This is a genomic window from Micromonospora alfalfae (genome assembly GCF_022230925.1).
Taxonomy (GTDB): Bacteria; Actinomycetota; Actinomycetes; order Mycobacteriales; family Micromonosporaceae; genus Micromonospora; species Micromonospora alfalfae.
Genome location: NZ_JAKKFH010000021.1, coordinates 75,207 through 95,487 on the forward strand (window position 1 = coordinate 75,207; position 20,281 = coordinate 95,487).

The 20,281-nt window shown below is 72.1% G+C and carries 18 protein-coding genes; 11 read left to right on the forward strand and 7 right to left on the reverse strand.

Annotated elements, in window-relative coordinates; all coding sequences use genetic code 11:
* Nucleotides 1-11: 11 nt before the first annotated feature.
* From MED01_RS17630 to MED01_RS17640, 3 genes are read right to left on the reverse strand one after another with little or no spacing between them, the layout of a single operon-like run.
* Nucleotides 12-440 carry a SufE family protein gene (locus tag MED01_RS17630; protein WP_238669663.1) on the reverse strand — a complete coding sequence of 143 codons (429 nt, stop codon included), beginning with the start codon at nucleotides 438-440 and terminating at the stop codon, nucleotides 12-14.
* A gap of 35 nt (nucleotides 441-475) precedes the next feature.
* Nucleotides 476-901: a CBS domain-containing protein gene (locus MED01_RS17635; protein ID WP_110564859.1), complete on the reverse strand. Its 426-nt coding sequence runs from the start codon at nucleotides 899-901 to the stop codon at nucleotides 476-478.
* Between the two features lie 57 nt (nucleotides 902-958).
* On the reverse strand, nucleotides 959-2,728 hold the full coding sequence (locus MED01_RS17640) for a proline--tRNA ligase (protein WP_238669664.1): 1,770 nt from the start codon (nucleotides 2,726-2,728) through the stop codon (nucleotides 959-961).
* Between the two features lie 141 nt (nucleotides 2,729-2,869).
* On the opposite strand from MED01_RS17640, the gene MED01_RS17645 reads away from it, so the two are divergent.
* The 6 genes from MED01_RS17645 (at nucleotide 2,870) to MED01_RS17670 (ending at nucleotide 8,252) form a co-directional block, all read left to right on the forward strand.
* Complete coding sequence (locus tag MED01_RS17645) at nucleotides 2,870-3,400, forward strand: SigE family RNA polymerase sigma factor (RefSeq protein WP_238669665.1); 531 nt, start codon at nucleotides 2,870-2,872, stop codon at nucleotides 3,398-3,400.
* Nucleotides 3,397-4,590 carry a TolB family protein gene (locus MED01_RS17650; RefSeq protein WP_238669666.1) on the forward strand — a complete coding sequence of 398 codons (1,194 nt, stop codon included), beginning with the start codon at nucleotides 3,397-3,399 and terminating at the stop codon, nucleotides 4,588-4,590. Before MED01_RS17645 ends, MED01_RS17650 begins: the two co-directional genes overlap by 4 nt.
* A 217-nt stretch (nucleotides 4,591-4,807) precedes the next feature.
* Nucleotides 4,808-5,941 (forward strand): TolB-like translocation protein, encoded by a 1,134-nt coding sequence (locus MED01_RS17655; protein ID WP_238669667.1) that lies wholly within the window; start codon nucleotides 4,808-4,810, stop codon nucleotides 5,939-5,941.
* 172 nt (nucleotides 5,942-6,113) lie between these two features.
* Nucleotides 6,114-6,881 (forward strand): SGNH/GDSL hydrolase family protein, encoded by a 768-nt coding sequence (locus MED01_RS17660; RefSeq protein ID WP_112583954.1) that lies wholly within the window; start codon nucleotides 6,114-6,116, stop codon nucleotides 6,879-6,881.
* Nucleotides 6,882-6,883: 2 nt separating this feature from the next.
* A complete protein-coding gene (locus tag MED01_RS17665; protein ID WP_238669668.1) occupies nucleotides 6,884-7,330 on the forward strand; it encodes an imidazolonepropionase-like domain-containing protein in 447 nt (148 codons plus the stop codon).
* 19 nt (nucleotides 7,331-7,349) lie between these two features.
* A complete protein-coding gene (locus tag MED01_RS17670; protein WP_238669669.1) occupies nucleotides 7,350-8,252 on the forward strand; it encodes a sulfurtransferase in 903 nt (300 codons plus the stop codon).
* A gap of 112 nt (nucleotides 8,253-8,364) precedes the next feature.
* On the opposite strand, the gene MED01_RS17675 is transcribed toward MED01_RS17670, so the two are convergent.
* The 3 genes from MED01_RS17675 to MED01_RS17685 all read right to left on the reverse strand — a co-directional run bounded on the left by MED01_RS17675 (nucleotide 8,365) and on the right by MED01_RS17685 (nucleotide 10,746).
* Nucleotides 8,365-9,558 (reverse strand): hypothetical protein, encoded by a 1,194-nt coding sequence (locus tag MED01_RS17675; protein ID WP_238669670.1) that lies wholly within the window; start codon nucleotides 9,556-9,558, stop codon nucleotides 8,365-8,367.
* Complete coding sequence (locus MED01_RS17680; RefSeq protein ID WP_238669671.1) at nucleotides 9,555-10,103, reverse strand: SigE family RNA polymerase sigma factor; 549 nt, start codon at nucleotides 10,101-10,103, stop codon at nucleotides 9,555-9,557. The genes MED01_RS17675 and MED01_RS17680 overlap by 4 nt, the downstream gene beginning before the upstream one ends.
* Before the next feature lie 70 nt (nucleotides 10,104-10,173).
* Complete coding sequence (locus MED01_RS17685) at nucleotides 10,174-10,746, reverse strand: TetR/AcrR family transcriptional regulator (RefSeq protein ID WP_238669672.1); 573 nt, start codon at nucleotides 10,744-10,746, stop codon at nucleotides 10,174-10,176.
* 106 nt (nucleotides 10,747-10,852) lie between these two features.
* Here MED01_RS17685 and MED01_RS17690 point away from each other — a divergent pair, with 106 nt between their 5' ends.
* Nucleotides 10,853-12,010 carry an FAD-dependent oxidoreductase gene (locus MED01_RS17690; protein ID WP_238669673.1) on the forward strand — a complete coding sequence of 386 codons (1,158 nt, stop codon included), beginning with the start codon at nucleotides 10,853-10,855 and terminating at the stop codon, nucleotides 12,008-12,010.
* Here the strand turns inward: MED01_RS17690 and MED01_RS17695 are convergent.
* Entirely contained in the window at nucleotides 12,007-13,230 is a 1,224-nt protein-coding gene (locus MED01_RS17695) for an MFS transporter (RefSeq protein WP_238669674.1), read from the reverse strand. The genes MED01_RS17690 and MED01_RS17695 overlap by 4 nt on opposite strands.
* A gap of 120 nt (nucleotides 13,231-13,350) precedes the next feature.
* Between MED01_RS17695 and MED01_RS17700 the strand changes: the two genes are divergently transcribed.
* The 4 genes from MED01_RS17700 to MED01_RS17715 all read left to right on the forward strand — a co-directional run bounded on the left by MED01_RS17700 (nucleotide 13,351) and on the right by MED01_RS17715 (nucleotide 20,159).
* The gene (locus MED01_RS17700) at nucleotides 13,351-15,138 is read left to right on the forward strand and encodes an HSP90 family protein (RefSeq protein ID WP_238669675.1); all 1,788 of its coding nucleotides are present in this window, start codon (nucleotides 13,351-13,353) and stop codon (nucleotides 15,136-15,138) included.
* 2 nt (nucleotides 15,139-15,140) lie between these two features.
* A complete protein-coding gene (locus tag MED01_RS17705; RefSeq protein ID WP_238669676.1) occupies nucleotides 15,141-18,020 on the forward strand; it encodes a hypothetical protein in 2,880 nt (959 codons plus the stop codon).
* A gap of 100 nt (nucleotides 18,021-18,120) precedes the next feature.
* A complete protein-coding gene (locus MED01_RS17710; RefSeq protein ID WP_238669677.1) occupies nucleotides 18,121-18,720 on the forward strand; it encodes a TetR/AcrR family transcriptional regulator in 600 nt (199 codons plus the stop codon).
* Between the two features lie 71 nt (nucleotides 18,721-18,791).
* Nucleotides 18,792-20,159, forward strand: a complete 1,368-nt coding sequence (locus tag MED01_RS17715; protein ID WP_238669678.1) for an acetyl-CoA carboxylase biotin carboxylase subunit — start codon at nucleotides 18,792-18,794, stop codon at nucleotides 20,157-20,159.
* Nucleotides 20,160-20,281 lie beyond the last annotated feature (122 nt).

Sequence of the window (20,281 nt, forward strand, 5' to 3'; positions counted from 1 at the left end):
CAACCTCGCGGTCAGCCCAGTTGTTCCTGCACCTGACGCTTGAGCCGGCCCAGGATCGCGGTGCCGCCGCGTATCCGCAGCGGGCTGATCGCCTGCGCCAGACCCATCCGCTGGTAGAGGTCGTCCGGCACGTCCAGCACCTGCTGAGGGCTCGCGCCCGCCAGCCCTTCGGCGAGGATCCCGGCGAACGCCCGCGTGGTCGGCGCCTCCGGCGGGCAGTCGAAGATCGTCGCCACGGTGCCCTCCGGTGTCACCTTGGCGCGCAGGAAGAACGACGTCTGACACTCCGGCACCTGCTCCATGCCTTCGCGCTCAACGGCCCCCTCGGGCAGCACCGGGATGACATCGGCGTACTCCAGGAGCATCTCCAGAACCAGGTCGCGCGGCGCGGCGGCGAACTCGTCGACGATCTCGGCCAGTCGGGCCGGCATGTCAGCCATGTGTCGAGGTTACCGCCGTCGTGCCGGGGCCCCTGTCACACGGTGGGCGACTGCTCGCTGATCTCGCTGAGAGCGCTGGTGGGGTCGAGTTGCATGGCCAGGTCGCCGAGCGAGACGATCCCCACCAGCTTGCGGTCACTGTCACAGACCAGCACCCGTCGGATGCCTCGATCCCGCATGAGCGCCGCCGCCTCACCCGCAGTGCAGTGCTGCTCGATCATGACGACCTCGCGGGTGACGATCGAGCCGATGGTGGTGGCCGCAGGGGAGCTGTTCTCCGCCACGGCCCGCACCACGATGTCCCGGTCGGTGAGCATGCCGGCGAGGCTGGCGCCGTCGGTGACCACCACATCACCGATGTCGGCCTCCTTCATCACCCTGGCCGCCTCGTCCAGGCTGGTCTCGGCCGGCAGGTACACGACCTGCTTGGTCATCACGTCGCTGACCCGGTAACCGGTCATGAGAGCCTCCGAAGACGTTTCCACCCGATCCGACAGCACTACCCCGTGACGCGGCAGCTACACCAGGCTCGCACGTTCCTGGCGTACCTGGTGGACGAGTCGATCCACCAGACCGTCCAGCGGCAGCTCGGTGCGCCCGTCGCCGGCCCGCTCGCGCAGCTCGACGTACCCCTCGGCGAGCCGGCGGCCGACCACGACGGCCCGGGGGATGCCGATCAGCTCGGCGTCGGTGAACTTGACCCCGGCGGAGACGTGCGTGCGGTCGTCGACAAGCACCCGCAGGCCGGCGGCGGCGAGACGCCCGCCGAGCTCCAGCGCCGCGTCGAGCTGCGGGCCCTTGCCCGCAACCACCAGGTGTACGTCACACGGCGCGACCGCCGCCGGCCAGACCAGTCCCCGGTCGTCGTGGTGCTGCTCGGCCACTGCCGCCACCGCCCGGGACACCCCGATGCCGTAGCAGCCCATCGTCGGCCGGACCGGCTTGCCGGCCGGCCCGAGCACGTCGACGGCGAAGGCGTCGGTGAAGCGGCGGCCGAGCTGGAAGATGTGCCCGATCTCGATGCCCCGCCGGATGGTCAGCTCACCCGCCTCGCACTCCGGGCAGGGGTCGCCGGCGCGGACGTCGGCCGCCTCGATGGTGCCGTCGGGGGTGAAGTCCCGTCCGCACACCACGTCGGTCGCGTGTCGGCCCGGCTCGTTCGCCCCGGTCAGCCAGGCAGACCCGGCCACCACCCGAGGGTCGACCAGGTATCGGACGCCAAGCTTGTCGAACAGTTGCGGTCCGATGTAGCCGCGAACCAGCTCCGGATGCTCTGCCCACTCCTCGAAGACGGTCACCTGTGCCGGGTGCAGTGCGGCACCGACCCGCTTCAGGTCGACCTCCCGGTCACCGGGCAGCCCGATCACCAGGAGCTCGGTCCGGTCGGCACCCGGCTGACGAACTGACAGCACGACGTTCTTCAGGGTGTCGGCGGCGGTCCAGCCGTCCCGACCGCCCAACCGGCGCGCGTTGGCCAACTCCACCAGGCTCGCGATCGTCGGCGTCTCCGGAGTGTCGTGCACCTCGACGGCCGGCTGCGCGCCCGGGTCACCGGCGCTCGGCACCCGGGTGGCCACCGCCTCGGTGTTCGCCGCGAAGTCGCAGGAGGTGCAGCCGACGAAGGTGTCCTCGCCGACCGGTGTCGCCGCCAGGAACTCCTCCGACGCGGAGCCGCCCATCGCGCCGGACATCGCCTGCACCACCGTGAAGTCCAGCCCCAACCGGTCGAAGATCCGCTGGTACGCGGCGCGATGCCGCCCGTACGCCTCCCGCAGCCCCGCCTCGTCCAGGTCGAAGGAGTACGCGTCCTTCATCAGGAACTCCCGGCCGCGTAGCAACCCGGCGCGCGGCCGCGCCTCGTCGCGGAACTTCGTCTGCACCTGAAACAGCGTCACCGGGAAGTCCCGGTACGAGGTGAACACGTCCTTGACCAGCAGCGCCGCCATCTCCTCGTGGGTGGGCGCCAACAGGTGCTCGGCACCGCGCCGGTCGGCGAGGGTGAAGATGTCGTCGCCGTACTCCGTCCACCGGCCGCTGGTGCGGTACGGCTCGGCGGGCAGCAGCGCCGGGAAGTGCACCTCCTGGTCGCCGATCGCCAGCAGTTCGGCGCGTACCACCTCGGTGATCCGATCAAGCACCAGCTTGCCCAGCGGCAGCCAGGTGTAGCCGCCCAGTGCGGCACGACGGATGTAGCCGGCGCGCAGCAGCAGCCGATGGCTCGGCACCTCCGCGTCGGCCGGATCCTCGCGCAGGGTCCGCAGCAACAGGGTCGACATGCGTAGCAGCATCCGCGCAGCCTACGGCCGGTGCGGCAAAATGAGCGATCCATTTCGATCTGAGCCGCACCCGTCGCCGGCAACCATCGATGCCGTTCCCGACGTCTGCAATGACACCAGGCCCTCGCACCCCAAACTGAAGGATTGGCCCGTGTGGACCCTCTGCTGAGTGAGTTCGACTCGTTCGTCCGTTCCCGCACGCCGGCGTTACTGCGCTCGGCCTACCTGCTCACCGGCGACCAGCACCTGGCCGAGGACCTCGTCCAGTCGGCCCTGGCCCGAACCCACCGCTCCTGGAACCGCCTGCACCACAGCGGCAACGCCGAGGCGTACACCCGCAAGACCATGTACCACCTACAGGTGTCCTGGTGGCGACGGCGCCGGGTACCCGAGTCGATGCCGGGCGACCTGCCCGAGCCACGCGGAGGCGACTCGGCCCCGGACCACGCCCACCAGACCAGTCTGCGGCTCACCCTGCGGGCGGCACTGGCGAAGCTCTCCCCGAAGCAACGCGCCGTGCTGGTGCTGCGGTTCTTCGAGGACCGCACCGAGGCGGAGGCGGCGGACCTGCTCGGCGTCACGATCGGCACCGTGAAGAGCCAGACGGCCAAATCACTGGCCAGGCTGCGCACCGTCGCGCCCGAACTCGCCGAGCTGTACGTCCTGGAAGGGAGTACCCGATGAACGACCAGCGCCTCCGGCTCGACCTGACCGCCCTGGCCGACGAGGTCACCTCCGTCGACCTGCGGGACCGTACGCTGCGCACGTCCCGGCGGCTCGGTATCCAACGGGCGGTGGCCACATCGGCCGCCGCGCTGGTGCTGATCGCGGCGGCGGCCGGCACCGCCTTCGCCATCCGGCCGAACGAGTCTCCGCCCCCGCTGCCGGCCGACACCCCGTCGGTCACCGCGACGCCGACGCCGACTCCGACGCCCACCCCGACGCCGTCCAACAGCGCCGGCGACACACCCGGCGCCCCACCCAGCAACGGTTCCAGCACGAACACGCCGTCCGTGCAGTTCGGCAAGCTCTTCTACGGCCCCACTGAGATGACGAAGGGCGAGCCCGCGAACCTACGATCATGGCGTCCGGGTGAAAGTCCGGTACGGCTGGCGGCTCTGCCCGAACCCGCGGCGTTGATATTCCGGGCAAGTATCTCCCCGGACGGGCGCCGGATTGCGTGGGTGCAGGGTGACCAAGAGGGCGGTACAAACCTCTACACGGCCGACGTCGACGGCTCCGACAGGCAGCGGATGCGCACGAATGTGAATTCTATCTGCGTCAAGCCGACCTGGTCGCCGGATGGACGGCACCTGCTGTTCGAAGAGTGGACGGATGATGGGCCTGGCCGTCTTGGAGTGCTGGACACGGACTCAGCGAAACTGACGGTTCGCTGGTGGGCCAGCAAACCTGTCGGGTGCCATCCGCTCTGGTCGTCCGATGGCGCCACCATCGCGATGGACACCCATGCCGGTGTGACGCTGTTCGATAGCAGCGGCAATCGGAAGCGCGACATGCCAGGGCTGGACCCACGAGGCACCTGGGCAAACGGTGACGTAATGAGCCTCTCCCCGGATGGTGATCGCATCGCCCTGGACCGTCCCGAGTCTGGCACTGAGGGCAGGGAGGACGACGTTCAAACTCCTAGGGTCGGCGCAGTGCGGGATACCCAGACGGGCAAGGAGGTGCGCCTACCCCTGGGTGGCCGGAAGTCGCGGCAGGTCTACTTCCAGTCGGACGGTTCGATGATCGTGCGCGTGCAGGTCGGCAGCGGATACGCCGTGCTGCTCGTGGACAAGGACGGGAAAAAGGTCTCCGAGACCGCCGAGCCGGCGAGCCTGAAGGGCATGAAGATCCTGGCCGTCGTCGACTGAACGATCAGCGTGAGATGGGCGGGTCACCCTCGGGTGGCCCGCCCTTTCTGCGTCTGGCAACGCCGGCGAGTCGGTGTTGATCACGGTCGGTGAACTGCGGAAAAGGTTGCCGGTGTGAGCGGATCCGACTGTCAGGTAGTAGCGCGTCGCGGCGGCAACTCGCCAGGGCCAGGGGCTCGTCTTGGGTGGTGTCAGGCACTGTGAGCCTCCACAAGGGATGAAGACGATGAATCTCGGCCCGTTCACCCACACCACCCGCTCCGCCTCGTCCCGCCGCTCCGGCGCGCTCGCCGGTACCGCCGCCCTGCTGCTCCTGGCGTTCGGCGCCGCGGCCTGCGGCACCGCCGACCCGAAGGCCGCGCCCGCTCCGGCCGAAACGGCCACCGCCACCCCCGGTCCGGCGACCGACGACACCTCGGCCGCCGGCACTGGCGGCTCCGTGGATGCCGCTCCGGCTGTCGCGCCGGCCCGCCCGGCCGCCGGCTCGACGCAGTGGCCGCAGCTGACCTGGTACGCCGAAGAGGAGCACGGCCAGAAGCAGAACGACCCGGCCCGGATCTGGCGGCGTACCACTGCTGGGGCCTGGCAGGTGGTGCGTTCGGGCCGTCTCGGGAACAGCATGGACGCCGGCCCGCTCGCCGTCTCGCCGGACGGGCGACGGGTGGCCTGGATGGAAGGGTCCGCCCGCCGCCTGGTGATCAGCGGGTTCGACGGCACGAAGCGGCACGTCATTCCGACCCAGGGTCAGCAGACGTGCGCGCCGAGTTGGCTCGACTCCGGGCGGGTGCTGTACGGCCTGGGGCGGGAGAAGGAGCTAACGCTCATCGCGGTCAACGCCGACGGGACCGGGCAGAAGGTGCTCGCCACCCACCACCCGAAGTGCCCGACGGTGTCCGGTGGATGGATCGCCCAGGTCGGCCAGCAGACCGTGGCGATCTCTGACGAGCGAGGCGTCCGACGGGCGGTCAGCCCGCGCCTCCCGGCCGGCCTCGTCATCGGCGGAGTGGCGGCGATCTCCGGTGACAGCCGGACGCTGGTGATCAGCGCCCACACGACCAGCCCTGGCGGATGTGGGTGCAGCGAGCGGTTCCGCAACTACCGGCTCGACGCCGCCAGCGGGGCCGTCACCGAGCTGGCGCCGTTGGACCCGGCGTGGAAGCAGCCGACCGGGCACGGCGAAGCCATCGACGGGCTCGTCCTGGCCGACGGCGGTCTGGTGGTGCAGGTCAACGCGGCGACGCCGGCCGACGGCGCGCCGGCGTACCGGCTGGTCCGGTACGCGGCCAGTGGCCGGGTGCTGGCCACCGCGTCGGTGCCCGCCGGCCAGCCGTGGGGTGGCCTGCTGGGCTGAGCTCCCGGTGCAGCGGGCACCGGGTACGAGGGACCGGCCACTCACGGGGGTGGCCGGTCCCGCCTGTTGTGCGCGCCATGACGTCCGACACGTCTGCGGATCGGGGCACCACGCGTCGCGACTCCGGTGCCAGACTGGTCGCCGCAGGCAACGAAGGCGTGAGGGGGCGCGGGTGCGCTGGCGCAGTTTTGTCGCGGTCGGGGACAGCTTCACCGAGGGTATGGATGACGCGTACCCGGACGGCACCTTCCGGGGTTGGGCGGACCTGGTGGCGACCCGGCTCGCCGCCGACGCGGGGCCCGACTTCCGGTACGCGAACCTGGCCATCAGGGGCCGGCTCTTCCCCAGCGTGGTCGCCGAGCAGGTGCCCTCCGCTGTGGCGATGAAGCCGGATCTGATCAGTTTCGCGGCCGGTGGCAACGATGTGCTGCGGCGCACCTTCGATCCGGACACGCTGGTCGCCCGCTTCGACGAGGTGGTCCGGCAACTGCGCTCGGGCGGCGCGGACGTGCTCCTCTTCCGGTTCGCTGACGTGATGGCCCGACTGCCCGGCCAACGCCTCGTCGCCCCCCGGGTGCAGCTGCTCAACCAGGCGGTCGGCGAGACCGCCGAGCGGCACGGCGCCATCATGGTCGACCTGTACGCCGACGACACGTTCCTCAATCCCATGCTCTGGAGCACCGACCGGCTGCACCTCTCCCCGGCCGGGCATCGCCGGGTCGCCGGGCAGGTGTTGAACGCCCTCGGGGTTGGTTGCGATGAGGAGTGGCTGATGGTTCCGCCGCACCCGGCGCCGTCGCCGTGGCTGGCGGCCCGCGCCTCCGACCTGCGGTGGGCCGGCCAGTACCTCGCCCCCTGGGTGAAGCGGCGGTTGACTGGTCGGTCGTCCGGCGACACGGTGACGGCGAAGCGCCCGCAACTCGGCCCGCTCGTCGACTGAGCATGATCACCCTGCACGCGTCGGCCCTGCTGCGCCGCGACCGGGACGGCGAGTCGTTGCCCGACCACGCCGTACTCGTCAGTGGCGACCGGATCGAGGCCGTCGGCCCACTTGCCGAGCTGAGTTCGGCGTACCCCAACGCCCGGGTTCGCCGCTGGCCCGGCACTCTGGGGCCGGGTCTGCTGCACGACGGTCCGCTGCCGCCCGCACCGACCCCGCGCGAGCGGGTGCACGCGCTGCTGCGTACCGGGGTGACGGCGGTGCTGGCGGAACACCTGGCCGACCCCGCCCTGCGGGCCGCCGCCGAGCGCAGCGACCTGCTGGTGCTGGCCACCGCCGTGGCGCCGACGCTGCGGTCGGCCGGGCGGGCCGACCTCGCGGTGCACGGCGTCGACGGGGCCTGTCTGGTGACAGTGGTCGCTGGTCGGATCGCCCACCGTCGCGCCTGAACGGCGTACCTTGGGGATCATGTCTGTGCCGAACGATCCCGATCCCCGCCTCCAGTCGTACGCGGACCCGCAGCGCCTGGTCACCACCGAGTGGCTGGCTGCGCATCTGGGCGACGAGGGCCTCGTCGTCGTCGAGTCCGACGAGGACGTGCTGCTCTACGAATCCGGTCACATTCCCGGTGCGGTCAAGGTCGACTGGCACCTGGAGCTGAACGATCAGGTGACCCGGGACTACCTGGACGCCAAGAGCTTCGCCGAGATGTGTGCCGCGAAGGGCATCGGCCGGGGCGACACCGTCGTCTTCTACGGCGACAACTTCAACTGGTGGGCGACGTACGCCCTCTGGGTGTTCTCGCTCTTCGGCCACGCCGACGTGCGGATGCTCGACGGCGGCCGGCAGAAGTGGATCGCCGAGGGACGCGAGGTGACCCGCGACAAGCCGGCCCGCCCGCGCGCCGACTACCCGGTGCCGATGCGCGACGACGCGCCGCTGCGGGCCTTCCGTGAGCAGGTCATGGCGCACGTAGCCTCCGGCCGGCCACTTGTCGACGTCCGGTCGCCGGGTGAGTACACGGGTGAGATGCTGCACATGCCGGACTACCCGCAGGAGGGTGCGCTGCGCGGCGGACACATCCCGGGCGCGGTCAGCAAGCCGTGGAAGTCCGCCGCCAACGAGGACGGCACGTTCAAGTCGGCCGACGAGCTGAAGGCGATCTACGCCGACCAGCTCGGGCTGAGCCCGGACGACGACGTGATCGCGTACTGCCGCATCGGCGAGCGGTCCAGCCACACCTGGTTCGTGCTGCGGTACCTGTTGGGCTACCCGCAGGTGCGCAACTATGACGGCTCGTGGACCGAGTGGGGCAACCTGGTCCGGGCACCCGTCGTCAAGGGCGACCAGCCCGGCGGCCTGGCCGTCTGACCAGGTCATCATGTGATCGACTCGGGTTTCCTGATGCCGGGCTGTCCCGCTCGTTCGGACACCGCGATATCAATGAACCCGAGTCGATCACGTCGGGACGACGCGACAGTTGTCAGCTGGCGAGTGCTAACACGCCACGCAGGTCGCGGACGATGCCGGTGATCTCGCCGGTCTCCGGGTGCCAGCGCGCCAGGGCGGCCGGTTCCAGTCGGAGCAGCACCGCGCCCCTGCTGTCCCAACCCAGCACCTCGCAGCAGCCCTTGCCGCGTTCCCGGCCCAGGTCGAGCAGGTGGAGCACGGCGCCGGTCCGCGCGTCCAGCACGGCCGCCGCCTCGGCACCGTCGATCTCGCTGTTGATGATCCAGGCTGCCCGCGCCAGGCGCTCGCCGTGCAGCCAGCCCCGGCCGTAGAACTCGTTGACCTGGTACGGCGAGGGCAGCGCCGAGGCGTTGACCGGCTGTTCGGAGCGGAGTTCGCCCTCCCGGGCGGTCCGGCTGCGTAGCGTCAGGCTGGTCCGCTCGCCGTACACGTCGATCAACGGGGCCTCCCGGCCGGCGGCCGGGTCGGGTGCGATCAACTCCCAGGTCGACACGTCGATCGTGCTGGCCGCCCCGGTGACAAGGTCCACCGCGTACGTCCGGTCGTCGCCCCCGACCAGCACCCGGTCGTGCGCCCACACCACCAACTCCAGGTAGCCGTCGAGCGGTATCCGGCGGACGGCCGCCGTGGTGAGGTCGATCAGGATCAGCTCTTTGGTCTGCGCGAACGCTGCCGACCGGCCGTCCGGCGACAGCATCCCCGGCTTCAGCGCGGGCGCCTCGTTGCCGCTCGCGTCCCGGGTCGGCGCCAGCGTCACCACGTCCAGGCTGCGTGTCACGCCGTCGTTGCCGAGTACCCGGACCGGGCCGTTCGCGTGGTACTCCTCGTCCAGCGGCTGGAACAGTGCCAGTGCCCGCTTGACCGGTCGCTCGGAAAGCGGCACTGTCGCCGGGTCGCCGAGCTTGGCCAACGGATCGGGCGGGTAGGTCAGCTCGGCGGGTGGTCGCTGCACCGGACCCGCGTGGGTGGGGTCGACGGTCGGGGTGACAGTGGGGCCGACCGGAGGGACCGGTGCCGGGTCGGTGGGTGGTCGCAGCGCCGCCACCGTGCCGCCACCAACCAGCACCACGGCCAGGGCGACCACTCCGACGGCCCGCCGGGTCCGCCGGGTACGGCGAGCCCGCTCCCATCCGGCGGCGGCCGGCTGGCTGGGGAGCACGTCCTCGACGCTGACGGTCAGCAGTCGGCGCAGTTCCTGCTCGTTCACGGGTTCACCTCCAAGCCGCTGGCCAGATCGGCCGAGCCTCGGCTCGGCCGGGCATCGCGGGCGAGGTCCGGGGCGACCTCGCGGAGTCGGCGCAGCGCCGCATGGCACTGGCTCTTCACGGTGCCGACTGTCACCCCGAGCGCCTCGGCGGTGGCGACCTCGGTCAGGTCCTCGTAGTAGCGCAACACCAGCACGGCCCGTTGCCGCGGTGGCAGCAGGCCCAGCGCGTCGTGCATCGTCAGCCGTAACGCGCCGTCACGGTCGTGGGCGACCTGGTCCGGCGGCGCGGCGCTGAGCCATTCCCGCCGTCGGCGACGCCACCACGACACCGAGTCCCGGTAGAGGATGGCGCGCACGTACGCGGACGGGTCGCCGTTGCGGACCGAGGACCAGCGCAGCGCCAGCTTCAGCAGCGCGTCCTGGAGGAGGTCTTCGGCCTGATGCTGGTTGCCGCAGATCAGGTAGGCCGCGCGGAGCAGCCGGTGCTGGTGGTTCTCCACGAAGGCGAGGTAGCCGTCGCGTCCGTCGTCAGTCGTCGGCGCCATCCGCCCCCCTCCCGGCCGTCGCGCAGTACGCGTCATCTGGCAGACGCACGGGAGGTGGGAAAAGGTTGGGTCAGCCTGGTGGTGTTCCGGTCAGGTAGCGCTGGAGGGTCGGCGCGATCCAGGCGACCAGCTCGTCCGGCGTGGTGTCCACAATGGGTGACAGGCGGACGATGTATCGGGTGAAGGCGAGGCCGAGGATCTGGCTGGCCACCAGGCCGGCCCGCCGGGCGGTCAGCGCCGGGTCGCTGCCGAACGTGGCGACGGCGGCGGTGAGCTGGTCGGCGAAGATGCCGCGCATGCGTTCGGCGGCGCCGGGGTTGGTGCTGGCGGCCCGCAGCAGCGCCACCAGTGTCTCGTCGCCTTCCCAGCGGGCGAGGAAGTGCCGGACCAGCACCTCACCGAGGTGGGCGGGTGGCACCGAGGTCAGGTCGGGCAGGCGTAGGTCGAACTCGGCCGCCGCCGCGAAGAGCCCTTCCTTGCTGCCGTAGTAGCGCATCACCATCGACGGGTCGATCTGGGCGTCGGCGGCGATGGCCCGGATCGTGGCGCGTTCGTAGCCGTCCGCCGCGAACCGTTCCCGGGCCGCTCGCAGGATCGCCGCCCGGGTGGCGTCGGAGCGGCGGGAGCGCGTCGGGCTGGTCATGCCAACGACCGTATGCCAACACCTGTTGACACGCAATTGGGAGGGCCCTAGCGTTGCCAACAAGCGTTTGCCAACGGCCGTTGGCCCAGTCGACCTGGAGGTGGCCATGCTGCCCACGAGCACCGACGTCCTGGTGGTGGGCGCCGGCCCCACCGGTCTCGCGACCGCGTTGACGCTGGCCCGGCGCGGGGTCGAGGTGACAGTGCTGGACCGGTTGACCGCACCGCCCACGACCTCCCGCGCGGCCGTCGTGCACGCGTACACACTTGAGGTGCTGGACCGGATCGACGCGGCAGAGCCGCTGATCGCCCAGGCGGTGCGGACGCCGCGCTTCACAGTGCGCGACCGGGACCGGGTGCTGCTGTCGGTGCCGTTCCACGAGTTGCCGTCCCGCTTCCCCTACGCGCTGCTGGTCTCCCAGGCGGTCACCGAGGCCGTGCTCACCGAGAAGCTGGCTGAACGTGGCGTCCAGGTGCGACGGCCGTGCCAGCTCACCGGGCTGAGCCGAGCCGGTGACGGCATGCTCGCGCAGGTCGACGGCGAGACGCTGCGGGCCCGGTTCGTGGTTGGTGCGGACGGCCTGCACAGCACTGTCCGACAGTTGGCTGGCATCGGCTTCACCGGCAGCAGCGACGAGGAGTCCTTCGTGCTCGCCGACGTGCGGGTGCGCAGCGTGCTGCCGCGCGACGAGGCGGCGCTCTTCCTCGCCCGCCCCGGGCCGCTGGTCTGGGCGCCACTGCCCGGCGGGGTGGTCCGGCTGGTCGCCGCCGTGGCCAGCGCCCCGGCCGAACCGGATGCGGCCTACCTCCAGGCGTTGCTCGACGAGCGCGGCCCGGCGCGACGACCCGACCGGGTGACCGAGGTGCTCTGGGGCTCCCGGTTCCGGGTGCACCACCGGATCGCCGACACCTTCCGAGCCGGGCCGGTGCTGCTGGCCGGCGACGCCGGGCACGTGCACAGCCCGGCCGGTGGGCAGGGCATGAACCTCGGCATCTGCGACGCTGTCGCGCTCGGCACCGCAGTGGCGGACGTGCTCGACGGTGGCCCGGAGACGCTGCTCGACGACTACACCGCCCGGCAGCGGCCGATGGCCGAGGACGTGTTGAGCTTCGCCGCCGGGCTGACCAGGATGGCCGGTGTCTCCCCGGCTCGTCGGCCCGCCCGCGACGTGCTGCTCCGGCTGCTCGGTGCCGTTCCACCGGCCCGCCGACGCATCGCGCTGCGCCTGTCCGGGCTGTCGCACCGGGAGCGGACGCCGGGCTAGCCCGCGCGGATCGACACAGCGGGCGCGGCCGGCCGCAGCGTCCGCCACGCGACGACGGTGACCAGCGCGAACGTCGCCGCCGCCGCGCCCGTCACCGGCACCGTGCCGTACGCCGCGGCGGCCAACCCGGCGAGCGCCGCCCCGAGCGGCGCGCTGAGCAGACCGACCATCCGCTGGGCCGCGCCGACCCGACCCAGCAACTCGCTCGGCACGTTCCGCTGCCCGTACGACGCCCACAGGCTGTTCCACACCACAGTGCCGGCGGCGAAGACGGCAAGCGCGATCCCGCCGGACACCGGATGCCGAGCCAACGCGAAACCGGTCAGCGCCACGGTCTCCACGGCCAGCACCGCACGCAGCGCCGGCACCGTGCCGAACCGGGCGGCGAGCCGCCCCGCCCCGAGCGCCCCCGCCACGCCCCCGACGATGGCGGCGGCGGCGAACAGCCCGTAGCCGGCCGGCGGCACCCGCAGCACGTCCAGCGCGTAGAGCACCAGCACCGCCATGATTCCGCTGATCGCCAGGTTGCTCGCGGCGGTGAGCAGCGTGACCCGCCACAGGGTCCGGTGCGCCCGCAGCCAACGCAGCCCCTCGACGATCTCGCTCCACACCGAGCCACGCCGCCGTGTCGTCCCCGGGGTGCCGGCGGGAGGCGGACTGAGGGCCAGCACGAGCAGGGCGGCCGCCGCGAAGGTGACGGCGTCGAGGGCGAACGGGAGGGCCGGGGCGACGGCGAACAGGACACCGGCGGCGGGCGCTCCGAGGAAGCCACCGGCCACGGCGGACCCCGCCTGGAGCCGGCCGTTCGCCCGGGGCAGCGCGTCCGGCGGCACCAACGCGGGGAGCAACGCGAACGAGGCGGAGTCGAAGAGAGTGCCCAACGTGGCGAGCAGAAACGCCGCCACCAGCAGCACCAGGACGCTGACCTGGTCGAGCGCCACCACGACTGCCAGCGCCGCGACCACGCCAGCGCGTACCCCGTCGACCAGGGCCATCGTCCGACGGCGGTCCCAGCGGTCCGCGTACACGCCGCCGAGCAGGCCGAACAGCAGAGGCGGCAACTGCCCGGCCACCGTGACCGCCGCGATGACCCGCGGATCACGGGTCGCGGTCGCGGCCAGCAGGGCCAGCGCCGGGGTACGCAGCGCGTCCCCGAACCGGGACGAGACGGCCGCGGACCACAGGAGCCGGAAGTCCCGGCCCAGAGCGGAGGAAGTCATGCCGGCGACCGTGCCGGTTCGACCGGGTCGAGGGTCAAGCCGCCGGGCAGAAGGGGACCGCGCCTGTCGGTGATCATGGGTACGGTGAGCGCCGGCACCGGGACCGGGGAGACAACAGGCGTGGACCACACTTTCCAGGTCGACCTACGTGGCGTGGTTGACCTGCTCAGTCATCATCTCTACGGCAGCCCGCGGGTCTACGTCCGCGAGCTGCTCCAGAACGCGGTGGACGCGATCACCGCCCGACGCAGGACCGAGCCGGACGCGCCGACGCTGGTACGCATCGAACCCCCGGACAGCACCGGCGACGGCACGCTACGGGTGCACGACACCGGCATCGGCCTGACCGAGGCGCAGGTGCACGAGCTGCTGGCCACCATCGGCCGCAGCTCGAAGCGCGACGAGCTGGGCTTCTCCCGGCACGAGTTCCTCGGCCAGTTCGGCATCGGTCTGCTCTCCTGCTTCCTGGTGGCCGACGAGATCCAGGTGCTCACCCGGCACGGCGACAACCCCACTGTTCGCTGGACCGGGTACGCCGACGGCCGCTACGCGGTGACGGTGGCCCCGCCGGAGGCGGCCCGCGCCGAGCCAGGCACCACTGTCACGCTGGTGCCCCGCCGCGACGCGGACCAGTGGTTCACCACTGCGACAGTCACCGACCTGGCCCGGCTCTTCGGCGCGCTGCTGCCGGTCACCGTCCGCGTCGGCGACGTCGTCACCACCACCGGGGAACCGCCCTGGCCGACCACGCCGGGAGCGCCACTGGACCGCGCAGCGCTGGTCCGGTACGCCCGGGAGACACTCGGCGTGGACCCGTTCGACGTCCTGCCGCTGGCCGTGCCGGAGGCCGGGCTGACCGGTGTCGCCGTCATCCTGCCGACCCCGGTGAACCCGGCGGCCCGGGCCGGGCACCGCGTCTACCTCAAGCGGATGCTGCTCACCGAGAACGCCGACGGGCTGCTGCCGGAGTGGGCGTTCTTCGCGCACTGCGTGGTGGACGCGACCGAACTGCGCCCGACCGCCAGCCGGGAGGCCCTCTACGAGGACACCCTGCTGACGGCGACCCGGGAGGCGCTCGGCGACCAGGTGCGCGGCTGGCTGGTCCGATTGGCCCGGCACGACCCGCGCCGGCTGGCCGAGTTCCTCCAGGTGCACCACCTCGGCGTGAAGGCCCTGGCGCTGCACGACGACGAGATGCTCCGGCTGGTCGACAGGTGGTGGCCGATGGACACCAACGTCGGCACGCTCACCCTCGCCGAGTTCCGGGAGCGCTACGGCGTGGTCCGCTACGCGGCCAGCCTGGACGAGTTCCGCCAGCTCGCCGCCGTCGCCGCCGCGCAGGACCTGGCGGTGGTCAACGCCGGCTACACGTACGACACCGAGCTGATCGAGCGGCTGCCGGTGGTGGACCGCTCGGTGCTCATCGAGCGGCTGGAGCCGAGCGACCTCACCACCCGGTTCGACGCGCTCGACCCGCAGGTGGAGTTGGCGCTGCGACAGTTCCTCGCGGCGGCGCAACGGGCCGTCGAGCGTTCCGGCTGCGAGGTGGTCATCCGGGCGTACGACCCGGTCTCGCTGCCCGCGCTCTACCTGGTCAGCCGGTCGGCGGCGTTCAACGACCAGCTCGCGGCCAGCCGGGACCGGGCCGACGAGCTGTGGGGTGGAGTGCTCGACGCGCTCGCCGCCACCGCCCCGCCGGACCGTCCGCAGTTGGTGCTCAACCACCGCAACCCGCTGGTACGGCGGGTGACCATGCTGAGCGATCCGGAGCTGGTCGGTCTGGCCATCGAGGCGCTGTACGGGCAGGCGCTGCTGCTCGGCCACCATCCGATCCGCGCCGCCGACGCCGCGCTGCTGAACGATTCCTTCCTCGGCCTGCTCGGCCGGGCTGTTCCAGGACGGGAGTGAGCATGAGCGACGAGGATCTGTGGCGGGTGCTGCGTGGCATCTCCGACATGCCGTACGGGGCGGGGCAGATCGCGGCCCTGGAGCAGTTGCTGCGCCGGGTGGACGCCGCCGACGACAGGCACCTTGCGTTCGTGACCCGGATGCAGGCCACCACCGGCTACATCTACGGCGGTGAGCCGGCCAAGTCCTTCGTGACCTTCTCCTGGTGTCTGTCCGAGTTCGACAGTGACCCCCAGCCGTACCACCAGCGTCACCTGCACAACCTGCTCTGGCACTTCAAGTACATGATCAACGGGTTGCTGAACTTCCCGGAGGTGCCGCTCGACCGCACGTACGCCGTGCTGGACGACATGGAACGCCGTTATCGGGCCGGCGGGCACAGCCTGCAGGCAGTGCACAAGCACCGGTTCCGGGTCGCCGACCACGTGGGCGACGTCGAGGCCGCAGCGCACTGGTACCGGCTCTGGCAGACCACCCCGCGCGACGGCCTGTCCGACTGCGCCGGCTGTGACCCCACGAGCCAGGTGGGCTACCTCGCCGACACCGGGCGGGACGTGGAGGCGGTGGAGCTGGCCGAGCCGGTGCTCGCCGGTCGGCTCAACTGCAACGAGCAGCCGCAGTCGATCCTCACCGCGTTGCTCCTGCCGTACCTGCGGACCGGGCGGGCCGAGGAGGCGCGGGACGCGCACCGGGAGGCCTACCGCCGGCTGCGCGGCAACCTCGCCAACCTGTGGGACATCGCGGACCACGTCGAGTTCTGCACGCTGACCGGCAACGAGGCGCGGGCGGTCGAGCTGGTCGAGCGGCACCTGGACTGGCTGGACCGACCGCCGTCGCCGGCCGCCGCCATGCACTTCGCGGCGGCGGCCGCCGCCGCGCTGCGTCAGGCCGGCTCGTCTGCCGTTTACCGCCGGGCCGCCGAGGGCCGGCCGGCCGCCGCGGTGTCGGCGGCATCGTTGGCGGACGAGCTGGCCGAGACCGCTGCCGGTCTGGCCGCCCGCTTCGACGCCCGTAACGGCACGAGCCACCAGTCGGAGTGGATCGCCAGGCGGCTGGCCGTGCAGGCGAGCGGGGAGCATGTGCCGCTGTCGGCGAGCGTCCGCCGTCGCCCGGCCCAACCGGTCGGGGACGAGCCGGCCGCCAGGCCGGGCACGTCGGCGTCGTCCACCGAGCGCGTGCGACCCCTCGCCAAGGGTGAACGACCCGCCGCGACAGTGCCCGCCGACGCCGGCCCGGACGAGCTGCTGGACCTCGCGGAACAGAGCTGGGGCCGGCACGACCGGGGCACCTTCCGGGCGGCGCTTGTTGCCTTCGACGACCGGTTCGGCGCCGCCGAGCTGCCCGCCCGCACGTCCGCGCACCGGCTGGCGCTGCGGGCGTCGGAGCGTGGCGACGAGGACGACATCGAGGGTGCGATCAAGCTGAATCGGGCGGCGTTGGAGCTGTACCGGGAGGCGGACGAAGAGGTGGCGGCCCAGACGGTCGCCGGGCGGCTCGGGGTGCTGTTGACCCGGTCCGACGAGGAGACCGAGGAGGGTCTGCTGCTGGTCCGGGAGGCGGCCGAGGTCCTGGACCGGCTCGGCGACGCCCAGCAGCGGGCCGCCGGACACGACCGGGTGGCGTTGGCGCTGCTGCACCGCGAGCGTTGGGCGGACGCGCTCGCCGCGCTCGACCGGGTACCGGCCGATGCGGGCGGCGATCGGCACCTGGCGGCCCGGATCGCACTGCACCGGGGGCACCTGCTGGAGCAGACCGACCGCGTCGACGAGGCCCGCGCCGCCGTCGACGAGGCACGCCGGATCGGCCGGGAGTTGGGTGTCGGCGAGGTGGTCACGGGTGCCTGCCTGGCGTACGCGCGGCTGGTCGACGACCCGGCGGATGCCGTGGCCGCCTGCGACGAGGCCTTGGAGGCGGCACCGGCGGACGCGGAGCTGCCCGCCAGGGTCGCCCGCGCCCGGGCGTTGCTGGCGGCCGGCCGGGCCCCGGACGCGGTCGACGACTTCGTCGAGGCGGTGACGTTGTGCGTGGAGCGGGGCGCCGAGGGGGACGCGTTCCTGCGGTGGGAGCTGGCGAACGCGTACCGGATGGTGGGCCGGCTCGCCGAGGCCGCCGAGGTCGCCGAGGAGGCAGTGCTCGGTCTGGATCGGCTGGGCGCCCAGGCGGAGGCGGACCGCTGCCGGCACCTGCTGGCCGGCGTCTACGCCGGACTTGGCGAGATCGATCCCGCGTTGGCGCTGTTGGAGCAGTTGGCCAGCAATCTGGACGGACCGGACAACCTTCCGCACCGGGCGCAGGTGCTGGAGGAGGCCGGCGGGATCCTCTACGACGCGGACCGGGACGCGGCGGCGGGCGAGCGGTTCGCCGCCGCGGCCGAGGCGTACCGGCTCGGCGACCTGCCGCTGGACGAGCTGCGTGCTCGCCGACGGGAGACGTACGCCTGGTTCTGGGCCGACGACCGGGACGCGGCGTTGCGCGCCGTCGAGGTGGTGGACGGGTTGGCGGCGAAGCTGGCCGAGCAGGCCGATCCGCCGGTGCTGTACGAGCTGGCGATGGCGGCCGAGGCCGGAGCGCGGGTGCTCACCGGGGAGGAGCGACTGGACGAGGCGCTGGGTCGGCTCACCGGGGTGCCGGACCGGTTGCGGTCGATCGAGGCGTTCGGCGAGGCCGCCCAGGTGGAGACCCTGATCGGTGAGTTGCTGCTGCGCCTGGATCGGCCGGTCGAGGCGGAGCCGCTGCTGCGCCGCGTACTCGGCGGGTTGCCGGCCGCCTCGCGGCAGGTCCGCCAGACGGCCTGGCTGCTGGCCCGGGTGCTCGATCTGCTCGATCGACCCGGGGAAGCCGCCGCGTTGCGCGCGGAGCACGACCTGGACGAGGACGACTGACCTCGCCGGCCGCCCCTGGCCAGTTCAGGGGCGGCCCGGCCCGGGGCGGACGGAAGTAACCGGCAACCATCGCGGGCTCCTCGCGGTCTAGGCTTGCCCGGTGACGGTGGAGCAGCAGGCACGGGGTGCGGCAGGTGCGGGCCGGCGCAGGTCCCGCAAGGACGAGATCCTGGAGATCGCGGTAGGTCTGTTCGCGGCGCGCGGCTATCACGGCGTGTCGATGGACGACATCGGCGCCGCCGCCGGGGTCACCGGTCCGGCGCTCTACCACCACTTCGCCGGCAAGGAAGCCATGCTGGCCGCCGCGTTGATTCCGGTCAGTGAGGGGTTGCTGGCCGGTGGGCGGGAACGCGCCGTCGGGCGTTCGGACGACCCGCGCGGCGTGCTGGAGTCGCTGATCGACTTCCACGTCGAGTTCGCGCTGGCCAATCCGGCGGTGATCGCGTTGCACCTGCACGAGCTGGACCGCCTGCCCGAGGAGCCACGGCGCCGGATCCGTCGCCTGCAGCGGCTCTACGTCGAGGAGTGGGTGACGGTGCTCACCGCGCTGCACCCGGGGATGCCCGACGGTGAGGCGCGGGTTCTCGCGCACGCCGCGTTCGGCCTGATGAACTCGACGCCGTTCCTCGGTGGTGAGGTGGACCGGCGACGCCGCGCCGAGCTGCTGCGCGGCGCGACCCTGGCCGCGCTGCTCGCCTGAGCCGACTCGTCAGAACCGTGCCGGTCATGATTCCCTGACATCGTCCCACCATCCGGACGCCGGGAGGAAACATGATCGAGTCACTGCTGGTCGCCAATCGGGGCGAGATCGCCCGCCGGATCATCCGGACCGCCAAGCGGCTCGGCATCCGCGTGATCGCTGTGCACTCGGAGGCCGACGCCGACCTGCCATTCGTCGCGGAGGCGGACGAGGCGGTCCTCATCGGCCCACCGAACCCGGCGCTGAGCTACCGCAACACCGAGGCGATCCTCGCCGCCGCGAAGGCGACGGGTGCGCAGGCCATTCACCCCGGGTACGGCTTCCTGTCGGAGAACGCCGAGTTCGCCAGGACCGTCGAGGCGAGTGGCCTGATCTGGGTCGGACCCGACGCGGACGCGATCACCGCGATGGGCGACAAGATCAACGCCCGGAACCTGATGGCGGCGGCCGGTGTGCCGGTCGCACCGGGCACCACCGACCCGGCCGCCGACCTGGACGCTGCGGTGACGGCCGCCGCCGAGATCGGCTACCCGGTGATGGTCAAGGCCGCCGCCGGCGGTGGCGGCATGGGCATGGGCGTGGCGGTCGACGAGGCCGCGCTGCGCACCGAGTACGACAAGGTGCGCGCGTTCGCCGAGCGGATGTTCGGCGACGGTTCGGTGTTGATCGAGCGGTACTTTCCCCGGGTGCGACACGTCGAGGTGCAGATCCTCGGCCTGGCCGACGGCCGGGTGGTGGCGCTCGGCGAGCGGGAGTGCTCGGTGCAGCGGCGCAACCAGAAGCTGGTCGAGGAGTCCCCGTCGCCGGCGGTCTCGCCGGAGCTGCGGTCCCGGCTCCTGGCGGCGGCGGTGCGGGCCGGCGAGGCGGTCGGCTACCGCAACGCGGGCACTGTCGAGTGCCTGATGGTCCCGCGTGAGCGGGACGCTGCTGGCACTGCTCCCGGCTCCGAAGACTTCTTCTTCCTGGAGATGAACACGCGGTTGCAGGTGGAGCACCCGGTGACCGAGTACGTCTACGGCATCGACCTGGTCGAGGAGCAGTTGCGGGTGGCCTCCGGGTTGGCGCCGACGTTCGACCCGGACGCGTTGACCCCGAGTGGGCACGCCATCGAGATGCGGATCAACGCGGAGGACCCGAAGCGCTTCCTGCCGGGTCCGGGTGTGATCAGGACGTGGGTCGAGCCGACCGGTGAGGGTGTCCGGGTGGACTCCGGCTACACCGGTGGCAACACTGTCACCCCGTTCTACGACAGCCTGCTGGCCAAGCTGATCGTCAGCGGCGCGACCCGCGACGAGGCGCTCGACCGCGCGAAGGCGGCCGTCGCGGCGTTCCAGATCGAGGGCCCGAAGAACAACGTTCCCTTCTTCGCCGAGCTGCTCACCAACGACGAGTTCCTCTCCGGCGCCTACGACACCGGCATCGTCTCCCGCATGCGCTGACCGCCCCGGTGCCCACCCCCGGTGATCAAGAGGTTTGCGTCAGGATCTGCGCCGCGAATGACGCAAACCTCTTGATCAACAGCGGGGTGGCATGCTGGGAGGACCCCCAAGCACTGCTTTCG